Source organism: Cephaloticoccus primus (genome assembly GCF_001580015.1).
GTDB classification, from domain to species: Bacteria; Verrucomicrobiota; Verrucomicrobiia; order Opitutales; family Opitutaceae; genus Cephaloticoccus; species Cephaloticoccus primus.
Genome location: NZ_LSZQ01000019.1, coordinates 1 through 12,022 on the forward strand (window position 1 = coordinate 1; position 12,022 = coordinate 12,022).

The window sequence follows — 12,022 nt, forward strand, 5'->3', positions numbered from 1 at the left end:
GATGATGAAACCAATCCCCATATCACAGTTGAAGGCCTCTTTGGTCCGCTCTGGCTAGGAATTACCTTAAATTTGTGATTTTGTCCGGGTGCGGCGCACGCGGCAAAGTCGCAAATTACACAGAAGTCAGTAACTTGGTAGATACTTTAGATTTATAACTCATTGATAATCAATACCAATTTTTAGCCATATGTTTCGCAAGTTGCGAACTTATGAGTAAATGGCAGGGGGACACCGTCCCCCGCCGCACGCGTAGTGGGAAAAGGGCGCATGGCGCGCGCCGCCATACGCCATGCGCTGCCCCTTACTGACTTCGCGGCGTGAACCACTGCACGACAATCATCCCGATGAAAATCAGTGCTGCTCCGGCGCAGCGGCCGAGGTTGATTTCGCGTACTGGCATTCCCACGAGGCCGTAGTGATCAATTATCAGCGAGGCCAGTATCTGCCCGGCTACGACGCAGACGATGAAGTTGGTCGCGCCCATCTTCGGCGTGAGCAGCAGTGCAGAAGTCACGTAGATCACGCCTGCGATTCCGCCGAGCCAAGCCCACGCGGGCAGTTGTGCCGCGGCCGAGCTGACCGACGGCGCAGGCACGCGCATGGCGAGCATCACGGGGATCGCGACCAATATGCTGACGGACAGCGAGACCAGCGTCGCCCAAAGCGGGTGGCCCAGTGCGCGGCCCAGCGTGGCGTTGGCTCCGGCCTGGTAGGACACCAAGGCTCCGGCGGTCAGCGCGACGCTCGCCAGAGCGACAGTTGTAAGAGGGGTATTCATGGGGAAGCGAAATGGGGCGGATGCTCAGCGCGCCACCGTTTTCATCGCCGCCTCGGGATAACGGGCACCGGCGGCAGCGTTGGGCGGGAAGATGGCATCGATCCGCGCCAGCTCGGCGGCATCCAGCTGCACTTCCAGTGCGTCCAGGTTTTCCCGCAAGCGCTCGGTGAGGCGCGTGCCGGGGATGGGCACCACGTCCTGTCCTCGGGCCAGCACCCAGGCCAGCGCCAGTTGTCCGGCGCTCACGCCCTTGTCCGCGGCCATCTGCTGGACTTGCTCCACCAGCGTCAGGTTGTGGGCGAAGTTCTCGCCCTGAAAACGCGGCGAAGTGCGCCGGTAATCGTCGGGCTCGAAATCCTCAGGGCTGCGGATGGCGCCGGTCAAAAAGCCGCGTCCCAGCGGGGAGTAGGCCACAAAGCCGATCCCCAGTTCGCGCACCGTGGCGAGCACGCCAGTTTCCTCCGGCTCGCGCGACCAGAGCGAGTACTCGCTCTGAAACGCGGTGATCGGATGCACCGCATGCGCGCGGCGGATGGTCTCCGGTGAAGCCTCGGACAGACCCAGGTAGCGCACCTTGCCCTCTTTTACCAACTCCGCCATCGCGCCGACGGTCTCCTCAATCGGCACTGAGGGATCGACGCGGTGCTGATAGTACAGGTCGATGTGATCTACCTTCAGGCGGCGCAAACTGGCCTCGCAAGCAGAGCGAACGTATTCGGGCTGCCCGTTGACGCCGCGCGCCTGCGGGTCGCCCGGATCCAGCACGATGCCAAATTTGCTGGCGATAAACGCCTGTTCGCGCCGTCCGGCCAAGGCCCGTCCCAGAAACTCTTCGTTGGTGTGCGGCCCGTATGCATCGGCGGTATCCAGAAAGCTCACACCCCAATCGAGTGCCTGATGAATCAGGGAGAGGGCCGCGTCATCGTCTACGCGGTTGCCATAAAATGCGCTGATGCCCATGCAGCCAAGACCGAGGGCGGAGACTTGCGGGCCGTGCCGGCCCAGCGTGCGGGTTTGCATAAGCGGGGACGGATGTACCGGCCCGACAAAAACGCAAGCGATGCGGATGGTAATGCTACGTATGGCTGGTAATTACCAAAGCGTGAGTACAGACAAAGCGCCTCTCATGAAATCCCTCCGCCTCACCCGATCCCTGGCTGCGCTCGCAGTCGCACTTGCCGCCGCGTTTTCTCCCGTCGCTCACGCCCAAGCCAGCAAGGCTCCAGCCGCGCCGACGAAAATCGAGTTTCTGGAAGAAGCCTACCAACTGGCCTGGCAGTCCAACCCGCAGCCGAACTACAGCAAATACGAATACCTGCCCGCCGGAGAGACACTCGCGCGCTACGAAAACATGCTCCTGCTGGAGCAGCTTTCCAACGGGATGGATGTGACCCAGGTCGTGAGAGCTCAGGTCGAGTCGATAAAGGAGCGCAAGAAGACCGACTCGGTCGCCCAGTTTGGCGGCCTCATTGAAAACCCCGGCACGGGGGAAGTCTTGTTGGACTTTCTGCTCAGTGGCCATGCCGAAGACGGAGCGATAATCGTCGAGTGGAGCGCCTACCGCTACAGCCCGGTGAAGGCGGCCAACGGCGAGCCCGCCGTGCGCCTCTTCGGCTACAGCAAGCGCGCCTACGGCAGCGACGCCGCAATGGCCTTCCTCGAAGCACTCGACGAGCAACGCGACGCATTCATCAACGCCGTCGTCACCGCCCAAGTACCCCGACTCTAGCGAGCGTGGAACAGTGGAACTTCTGTCGGCGATCGCCACTGCGCGTGAGGGGCGGGAGGGGGGCGGTCTTCGCCCCTGCCGAAACACGATTCCAAAACTTTTCTCCTGCCGCGTTGCACCAGGAGAAAAATCCCGAAGCGCGAATGGAGCGGATACCCATTGGGGCAAGTTTTTGGGTTAACGAGTAAACCCTGTGCTGGACGCGGCCCGGCGAGGCCGCGCCCGAAAAAGAGTTGAAGACCCCTCAGGGAAACTCCGCGAGCGACTTTCCTATACCTTCTCCTCGGTTTTATCACCGCGCCCTGCTTGCTCTTACTTTCAAATGAGTTTGGGTGGGGCCGTGGCTTTACCCCGCCGCCCCCAAGAAAGATGAAGAAAATGACTACCGGTGCCTTGGCCGCGCTTATTTTGGTGAGTTCAACATCAGCTAGCGCGCCCCGTTTGCGGATGCTACTTGATGAGCAGTGGCGATTTCAACTGGGAGAGTGGCTCCTGGAGCATAGGGCTGTCCCAGATTATGCTCAAGTTGACTACGACGACAGCGATTGGCAGGAGCTCGACCTGCCACACGATTGGAGCATCGGGCTCCCGCCTAACGATCGCAGGGATCAGTTTCAGGATGGTGTGGGATGGTATCGTAAGACGCTCAGGCTGGATTCTGCGTGGCTAGGGCAGCGTGTCGTGGTTGAGTTTGAAGGGGTCTATTGCAACCCCGAGGTGTTCGTGAACGGCCGAAAGGCAGGGCAGCATGCCTATGGCTATACGCCTTTTACCGTCGATTTGACTGAGTACTTGAAGGACTTGTCGGTGGGGGATCCAGTGTTGATCGCGGTGAGGGTGGATAATAGCCAACAGCCGAGTGCGCGTTGGGGCTTTAGTGGCTCGGGGATTTACCGGCATGTCTGGCTGCATGTTTTTGGGCCGACGCATATCGTCGCTGATGGGATTAATGCCGTCACTACAGCACTGGACACCGAGTCAGGAGGCGAGGCGACGCTACGCGTGGAGACACACCTTCGTAGTTTCGAGAAAACCCTTGGGCGGTTGCGTAATGTGAGGGTTCGCCTGTCGGTCCTTGACCTTCAGGAATATGGGGCCTGCGTCGCCACTGCCGAGGTTACGGACGTGCTGGTAAGTGCTGAGCAGAGGCTTGTTGGCACACTTAAAATCCCGAACCCACGTGCGTGGTCTCCGGAGAGTCCGAGCCTGTACAGGGTAGTAGCTCAGCTCTACAACGAGGCGGGTGCCTTGCTTGATGAGTACTCGGTAGTGACAGGCATTCGGACGCTGGCTTGGTCGTTCGAGCGCGGGCTGGAGCTTAACGGTAAGTCGATCAAGCTCAACGGCGGGAACATACACCACGACACGGGGATCCTCGGGGCGGCGGCGTTTGATCGTGCCGAGGGGCTCAAGGTTCAATGGCTGAAGAAGGCTGGATTTAACGCGGTGCGCACTGCGCACAATCCCCACTCCAGGGCTTTTCTCGAAGCCTGTGACAAGCTGGGGCTGCTTGTGGTCGATGAGATTTTCGATGTTTGGACAACTGCAAAGGCGGCGCATGACTATCGCAAACTGTGGGACGAGTGGCACCAGCACGATTTGGAGACTTGGGTGCGCCGGGATCGGCATCACCCGTCCGTGGTGCTTTGGAGTATTGGCAACGAAATTCCCGAGTCGGGAAAACCAGAGGGCGAGGCCATCGCTCGCGAGTTGTCTGGGCTCGTGCGCGCACTGGATAGCACGCGTCCGGTGACTATGGGGCAAGACGTCCCTTGGGCGGGAGGTGGCTGGACGAGTCTGGATCCAGTTTTCTCATTGCTTGATATAGCGGGCTACAACTATTCACTTGTTTCACGTGATGCGTCGTTGGAGCTGGCTGAGGGCGATGACTTCAAGGTTTATCCGGGACCTCCCCGTTATATTGCCGACCTTGAGCGCGCGCCTGATCGCATAATGTATGCGAGCGAGTCCTTTCAGTCGGAAGTCTTTACCAATTGGCTGGTTGCCCGTGATCATGCTCACGTGCTCGGTGACTTTGTTTGGACGGCACTTGATTATCTCGGCGATGGGGGACTGGGCCTTCCTCATATGAAGGGAGTTGAGAATGCCCATTGGTGGCGAAATGCTTACTGCGGCGACATTGATTTGACGGGGTGGCGCAAGCCCGTCTCTCACTATCGCGAAATCCTGTGGCACGGAGCCGAGCCAGCGGGCAAGAAGCTTTACATGGCGGTACATGTGCCGCCACCAGCTCTGCCGGAGGGGGCGGAATCAGCCGACCTGGACATGAAGGGGAACTGGATTGGTGCTTGGGCAGTCGAACCCTTGTTGCCGACTTGGAATTGGCCCGGTCGTGAGGGCGAGCTGCTGACGGTCGAAGTGTACTCGCGCTACGAGGCTGTGCGGCTGTATCTCAATGGGGAAAAAATCGGGGAGCAGTCTACGACAGAAACCGACCGGTATAAAACCCGGTTTACCCTGCCTTATATGCCGGGCAGGCTGGTGGCTGTGGGACTGAGCGAGGGCAACGAGGTCGAGCGCTTTGAGCTGAAAACGGTCGGCGCACCTGTGAAGTTGCGGGCCGTCGCTGATCGCGCCGTGGGTTATGCCGATGGGCAGGATATATTCTTCGTGACCATTGAAGCACTTGATGAGGCGGACCAATGGAATCTCTGGGCAGCGCATGCCATTGAGGTTGATGTCGAGGGGGCAGGCGCGCTTATCGGCTTGGGTACGGGTAACTCAGTTGGCGGCACCTCCTATCCTGAGTCTCACTTCGCCCTCTTCCAGGGCCGCGCACTGGCCGCCATCCGTACTACGCGCGAGTCGGGGCCGATCACTGTACGTGTTACTTCGGCAGGAGGGCTTGCTGGCGCGGAGCTGCGACTGGAAACGCGACCTCGCTGAGTCTCTTCCTTGATCTAATTTGGCTAACCACTCGACCAACTAACTTTTATTGGGCGCGACGGAGACTGTGCTGGACGCGGCCCGGCGAGGCCGCGCCCGAAAAAGAGTTGAAGGGCCTTTTAGGGGAAGAGGCCGCGGGCTTGTTTGGCGTGGGCGACGCGTTCGATGCCGAGGGTTTGGGCGGCGAGGCGGCGGCTGAATTGGTATTTGGCGCGTTGGGCCTCGACGGCTTCCAGAGCGCGGTCGAGTTGGGTGAAGAGTTTGGCGAGCACGGTGTCGCGATCCCAATATTCGCAGGCGCGGTTTTGCAGCCACTCGAAGTACGAAACGATGACGCCGCCCGCGTTGCAGAGGATGTCGGGGATGACTTCGATGTCGTCGCGTGTTTCCAGAATCTTGTCGGCACTGTAGGTGGTGGGGCCGTTGGCGGCCTCGGCGAGGAGGCGGCAGCGCAGCGTAGCGGCGACGGTGGGCGTGATCACGCGCTGGACGGCGGCGGGGATCAGGACGGTGCAGGGGAGGGAGAGGAGCTCGTCGTTGCTGATCGGCTCGGCGCCGTCGAAGCCGCGCAGCGTGGCTTGGTAACGGTGGTAGCTGAGGGCGCGCGGCACATCGATCCCGCGCGGGTTGTAGATCCCGCCGTGTTCGTCGGAGAGGGCGATCACTTTTGCGCCGCAGTTTCGGGAGAGGGCGAGTGCGGCTTCGCTGCCCACGTTGCCAAAGCCCTGGATGGCGACGGTCGCTTCGGCGGGCGCGATTTTTAAAAAATCTTTCAAGTAGCGGCAGACGAGGTGGGCGACGCCTGCGCCGGTCGCTTCGCTGCGGCCTTGGCTGCCGCCGAGCGAGAGCGGTTTACCCGTGACGATTGAGGGCACGAGGTGGCCGATGTGGTTGGAGTAGGTGTCCATCATCCAGCCCATGATTTGTGCGTTGGTGCCCATGTCGGGCGCGGGCACATCGACGTCGGGCCCGATGAAGGGGATGAGCTCCTGCATGTAGCGGCGCGAGAGTCGCTCAAGCTCGGTGGGCGAGAGCTGGGCGGCGTTTACGCTGACGCCGCCTTTGGCGCCGCCGTAGGGCAGGCCGACGAGGGCGCATTTCCAGCTCATCCAGACAGCCAGTGCGGCGACTTCGCCGAGGCAAAGCTCGGGGTGAAAGCGGACGCCGCCTTTCGAGGGGCCGGTCGAGAGGCTGTGCTGGACGCGGTAGCCTTCGTAGAGCGCGATGCTGCCGTCGTCGCGCTGGATCGGCAGCGAGACGGCGATGCAGCGGCGCGGATATTTGGCGCGGTCGCGGATCGCTTCGGGCAGGTTGATTGCATCGGCCGCTTGGTCGAATTGCCGGCAGGCCATCCGGAATTCGGGCGAGTCGTAGAGCGAGGAGATGATGACTTTGGACACGGCGCGTTTCTTTAAGGGAGGAGGGAGGGTCGGCAGGCGCGGAGGGGCGCGCTGGGTTCTCGCCACTTTGTGCCTATTCGGAGGATCAGGCAAAGACCTTTGCGGTTTGGGGCGGCGGTGTTTCTTCTCTGCGGCTTCCCCATGCTTTTTCAGCTCAAGAGTGACTACGCGCCGACTGGCGATCAACCGCAGGCAATCGAGGCCCTCGTCGACTCCATTCAAAAGGGCAACCGCGACCAGACGCTGCTCGGCGTCACGGGCTCGGGAAAGACCTTTACGATGGCCAACGTGATCGCGCGCTGCGACCGGCCCGCCCTCATCATCTCGCACAACAAGACGCTCGCCGCGCAGCTCTACTCGGAGTTCAAAAACTTCTTCCCCGAAAACGCGGTCGAGTACTTCGTCAGCTACTACGATTACTACCAGCCGGAGGCGTATATCGCGTCGAGCGATACCTATATCGAAAAGGACTCCTCGATAAACGATGAGATCGAGCGGCTGCGAATCGCGGCGACCAGTGCGCTCGTGTCGCGGCGCGACGTGATCGTGGTGGCGAGCGTATCCTGCATCTACGGGCTGGGCTCGCCGGAGGATTTTACCGAGATGCGGATCGAGCTGCGCTGCGGCGAAACCTTTGGGCGCGACAGGTTGCTGGAGCGGCTCGTCGAAAACCTCTACGAGCGCAACGATGTGCAGCTCAAGCGCGGCGCCTTTCGCGTGCGGGGCGACGTGGTGGACATTACGCCCGCCTACTCGGAGCAGGGGCTGCGCGTGGAGTTTTTTGGCGATGAGATCGAGGCGATCAGCGAGTTCGACCTGCTGACGGGGCAGGTGCTGCGCGCGCTCGACCACTTCGACCTGTATCCGGCCAACCAATACGTGACTTCGCGCGGAAAGCTCGACCCCGCGATCACCGCCATAAAGGCCGAGCTCGACGAGCGCGTCGCCTGGTTTGAGGCGCAGGGAAAACTCCTGGAGGCGCAGCGTATCCGCATGCGCACCAACTACGATCTGGAGATGCTTCAGGAGATGGGCTTTTGCAGCGGGATAGAGAACTACTCGCGCCACCTGACGGCCCGCGCACCGGGCGAACGCCCCTTGTGCCTTATCGATTTTTTCCCGAAAGACTTCCTGCTCCTGATCGACGAGAGCCACGTCACCGTCCCGCAAATTGGCGGCATGTTTAACGGCGATCGGGTGCGAAAACAAAACCTAGTGGACTTCGGCTTCCGGCTGCCCTCGGCCCTCGATAATCGTCCACAGAGCTTTGAGGAGTTTCGCCAGGTCACGGGGCAGACCTTGTTTGTCTCCGCCACGCCGGCGAAGTTTGAGCTGGAGCACTCGGCCGTCGTCGCCGAGCAGCTCATCCGCCCCACGGGGCTGCTCGATCCGGAGATCACGCTGCGCCCGACCAAGGGCCAGGTGGAGCACCTGATCGGCGAAATCCGCGCGGCGGTCGAGGCTCAGGAACGCGTGCTCGTGACGACGCTCACGAAGCGCCTTTCTGAGGACATTACCGGCTACCTGCGCGAGGCCGGGATCCGCGTCGAGTACCTGCACAGCGATATCGATGCGATTGAGCGCGTGGAAATCCTGCGCAACCTGCGGCTGGGAAACTTCGACGTACTGGTCGGCATCAACCTGCTGCGCGAAGGGCTCGACCTGCCGGAAGTCGCCCTCGTGGCGATTCTCGATGCCGATAAAGAAGGCTTCCTGCGCAGCGAGACCAGCCTCATCCAGACGGCCGGCCGCGCCGCACGCCACGAACGAGGCCGCGTGATTTTTTACGCCGATACGGTGACCGAGTCGATACGGCGCACGATGGAAGTCGTGGCCTACCGCCGAGAAAAGCAACTCGCCTACAACCGCGAGCACGGCATCACTCCGCGCAGCGTGCAGCGCGCCGCACAGGCCAGCCTGCACATCTATGACGGCTCCAGTTCGCGGGCAGACGAGGACGCGGCAGCCTCACTGGCCGCCGTAGCGGAAGGCGTGGAAGACCGCGCCGCGATCATCGCCGAGCTGGAAAACGAAATGCTCGCCGCCTCGCAGAAGCTGGAGTTCGAGCGCGCCGCCGTCCTGCGCGACCAGATAGAAACCCTCCGCAGCGGCAAAGCCCTCCAGCCCAACCCCCGCCGCGGCCATTACAAAAAAACCAAATGCCCCAAGCTTTCCTGAACAGACCAGCTCCCTGTCGTACTCCAACTGTCGTGAAACTTGGACCACCGAGCTGCTGGGGGATAGTCAGCACTAGAGCTGTGTGTGTGTTCGTTTCTTAAGATCAAAAACAACGACCTGTTCTTCCGGGTACTTTAGAAACTCTTGGATTCTACACAGCTCCTCGACTTCCAGCCCTCGTTCCTCTCTCAGTTCACTAATGTAATCAGTTGCCTTCCCTGATAGGAAAAGGTAGTACCCTGCCTCAGGGTTTATCGCACTTGATAGAGGGTCTATTATCTGTATAAATGGATATCTTCCTCGTTTCAGGTAGTATTCTATAGAGGGTTGGAAAAACCAATCGATCTGTAGATTTACTACCTTGCCTTCTTTCTCTCCTTGTTTGTTTAATATTTGTAATATTTTTTCGCTATGTGCATCGAAGGGCCATAGCTCGGTCTTATAAAGGTTGGAGTTTGAAATAAGGTTGAAGGAAAGCCCGAAAGTGAATGCCAGGAGTATGGGAATGCTGACCTTTTTTCTAATCTCATTCAGGCTGAAGCATAGAGGCAGGATGAGGAGTGGGTAGAAAAAGAGGGCGACTCGATCAATCGGATAAAGCGTTCCTGTCAGGTGGTGTGCAGTAATGATTAGAAGAGCGGGGAGGATAGCTAATGAGATGAATAGTTTACTGCATGAGTTTACCTGTTTTTTTCGGACCCAGGCTGCTAGAGTAATGGCTGTAGTGGCAGCCAGGAAAAGATTGAGTGACGTATAGGTGAGCGTCGTGACACCTGGGTGGTATAGGGTGTACTGAGTGAGCGATATGAGAGTGTCTTCGTAAAAACTGGTGTGGCCTCCGTAGTATAGCTTTTTGTGGATAATCATCCGGATGAGAGGCAGCGAAATGAAAAAAGCCAACACGCTCCCGATATAAAAACTGTGGCGTATTGCGTTTTTAAAAGTCACTCTGTTTTCCTTCAGCAGGACTGCGGTGTTTAATATGATAGCCAGGGCTACCCAAAAATAAAGCATGGAGTATACTGTAAATACAGACAGCGCGCCAAAGATCAGGCTTCGGGAAAAGGTCGAATGCGAAAACGACTTCACGTTCTCCGATGCAAAATACACGGAGCCCATCATGAACGCCAGTGATAGGCCATATCCCCTGGCCAGCCCGAAGAACTCAAGCAAAAATGGATTGCAGACGAGAAGGGTAAAGCACCCCAAGCCTATGGCCGGGGACAGGTTTCTGGAGGCTATTTTGTACCCAAAATATAGATACCCTATGAGGGCGACCAAGTTGGGCAGGCGGGCGATGAACAGGGAGTCACTTCCAGTTAGGAACAGCAGCTTTATCAAGACCGTATTGACGACATGATTATTGGCGACAGCAGTCAGGAAGAGTATTTTAAAGAAAGAAAAAGAGCAAAGCTCCTCAATAGTAAATACTTCATCGTAGGTTGCGCCTACCTTAATTGCCCTGGTCAATACATAGATGAAAAAAGTGGCTCCAATGAGGAGGTAGCTGAAATCTATTTTTTTAATCGCCATTAGCAGGTGAGGGAGGAGTTACGGGCTGGCTCGCCGCTTTTCTTTCTTTTGCGGGGCTCGTTCAGGTCAACGCTTTTGAGAATAAAGGAGGTGCGGGCGCCGCTGGCGGGCGTCGCCAGTCTCAATAGAATAGCCACCCTGTCCGAGCGCGCTCAGAGCCATTCGCCGAATTTGCGCAGGTAGAGGCGTTTCAGGATTTGGGTGAGCAGGCAGTAGCCGAGGAGGGTTGCGGCGAGGAAGGGCCAGTAGCTGAGTGGCAGCGGCACCATGCCGACGGCGGCACCCAGCGGGGTGAAGGGCACGAGGCAGCCCAGGGCCATGACGGCGGCGGTCAGCAGGATGACGGGCCAGGCGGCACGGCTTTGCAGGAAGGCGATTTTCTCCGTGCGGATCATGTGCACGATGAGCGTCTGGGTGAGCAGGCCTTCGATAAACCAGCCGGACTGGAAGAGCGCGGCGTGCTCGGGCGCGTTGGCTTTAAAGATAAACCACAGGCCGAGGAAGGTCGTGATGTCGAAGAGCGAGCTCACGGGGCCGACCCAGAGCATGAAACGGGCGATTCCTTGCGCGGACCATTTGCGCGGGCGGCGTGTCCAGTCGGCATCCACACGGTCCCAGGGGATGGAGAGTTGGGAGAAGTCGTAGAGCAGATTCTGGATGAGCAGGTGGATGGCGAGCATCGGCAGGAAGGGCAGGAAGGCGCTGGCGACGAGCACGCTGAAGACGTTTCCGAAGTTCGATGACGCGGTCATCTTGATGTACTTCATGATGTTTCCGAAAACGCGCCGCCCCTCCAGTACGCCGCGTTCGAGGACGAGCAGGCTTTTCTCCAGCAGGATGATGTCGGCAGCTTCTTTGGCGACGTCCACCGCGCTATCGACGGAGATGCCGACGTCGGCCTCGCGCAGGGCGAGCGCGTCGTTGATCCCGTCGCCCATGAAGCCGACGGTGTGGCCGTTTCGCTTGAGGGCGGTGATGACGCGCGCTTTTTGCGCGGGGTCGAGCTTGGCGAAGAGTGTCGCTTGCTCGGCGGCGGTGCGCAGGGCTTCGTCGTCGAGCGTGGCGACTTCGCTGCCGCTTAGCACGCCCTGCACGTCGAGCCCCACGTCGCGGCACACCTTGCGCGCGACCAGTGCGTTGTCGCCGGTCAGGATTTTCACGCCGACGCCGTGTTCGCGCAGGAGTCGCAGTGCCTCTGCGGTGCTTTCCTTGGGCGGATCGAGAAAGGCGATGTAGCCGGAGAGGATGAGGCCGCGCTCGTCCTCAGCGTTGAAGGCGCCGGGCTCTTTGTCGGTGGCCTTGTAGCCGACGGCGACGACGCGCAGGCCGTCGTCGTTTAGCTCGTTGCGCAGGGCCATCAGCCGTGCGCGCGACTCGTCGTCAAAGGGGCGCAGCTCGCCGCCGAGCTCGACCTGCGTGCACAGCGCGAGCATCTCCTCGACCGCGCCTTTGCAGACGAGCAGGCGCGGGGCGCCCCCGGGCCGCCCCAGGGCG

8 protein-coding genes are annotated in these 12,022 nt (G+C 59.7%); 3 read left to right on the forward strand and 5 right to left on the reverse strand.

What is annotated here, in order from left to right; translation table 11 throughout:
- Positions 1 to 304: 304 nt before the first annotated feature.
- Positions 305 to 781, reverse strand: a complete 477-nt coding sequence (locus AXK11_RS02415; RefSeq protein WP_068628992.1) for a DMT family transporter — start codon at positions 779 to 781, stop codon at positions 305 to 307.
- A 24-nt stretch (positions 782 to 805) separates the two neighbouring features.
- Entirely contained in the window at positions 806 to 1,801 is a 996-nt protein-coding gene (locus AXK11_RS02420; protein ID WP_068628994.1) for an aldo/keto reductase, read from the reverse strand.
- Between the two features lie 106 nt (positions 1,802 to 1,907).
- Between AXK11_RS02420 and AXK11_RS02425 the strand changes: the two genes are divergently transcribed.
- Positions 1,908 to 2,510 (forward strand): HI_0983 family protein, encoded by a 603-nt coding sequence (locus AXK11_RS02425; RefSeq protein ID WP_068628996.1) that lies wholly within the window; start codon positions 1,908 to 1,910, stop codon positions 2,508 to 2,510.
- Between the two features lie 369 nt (positions 2,511 to 2,879).
- Entirely contained in the window at positions 2,880 to 5,417 is a 2,538-nt protein-coding gene (locus AXK11_RS02430) for a glycoside hydrolase family 2 TIM barrel-domain containing protein (RefSeq protein ID WP_068628998.1), read from the forward strand.
- 119 nt (positions 5,418 to 5,536) lie between these two features.
- On the opposite strand, the gene AXK11_RS02435 is transcribed toward AXK11_RS02430, so the two are convergent.
- A complete protein-coding gene (locus AXK11_RS02435) occupies positions 5,537 to 6,769 on the reverse strand; it encodes a Glu/Leu/Phe/Val dehydrogenase dimerization domain-containing protein (RefSeq protein WP_082780780.1) in 1,233 nt (410 codons plus the stop codon).
- Positions 6,770 to 6,958: 189 nt separating this feature from the next.
- Here AXK11_RS02435 and uvrB point away from each other — a divergent pair, with 189 nt between their 5' ends.
- Positions 6,959 to 8,995: an excinuclease ABC subunit UvrB gene (gene uvrB / locus AXK11_RS02440; RefSeq protein WP_068629007.1), complete on the forward strand. Its 2,037-nt coding sequence runs from the start codon at positions 6,959 to 6,961 to the stop codon at positions 8,993 to 8,995.
- A 72-nt stretch (positions 8,996 to 9,067) separates the two neighbouring features.
- On the opposite strand, the gene AXK11_RS02445 is transcribed toward uvrB, so the two are convergent.
- Together AXK11_RS02445 and mgtA are read right to left on the reverse strand one after the other, a co-directional pair.
- The gene (locus AXK11_RS02445; RefSeq protein ID WP_068629003.1) at positions 9,068 to 10,528 is read right to left on the reverse strand and encodes a hypothetical protein; all 1,461 of its coding nucleotides are present in this window, start codon (positions 10,526 to 10,528) and stop codon (positions 9,068 to 9,070) included.
- A 152-nt stretch (positions 10,529 to 10,680) separates the two neighbouring features.
- A partial coding sequence (gene mgtA, locus AXK11_RS02450; protein ID WP_068629005.1) for a magnesium-translocating P-type ATPase occupies positions 10,681 to 12,022 on the reverse strand: 1,342 nt, incomplete at its 5' end.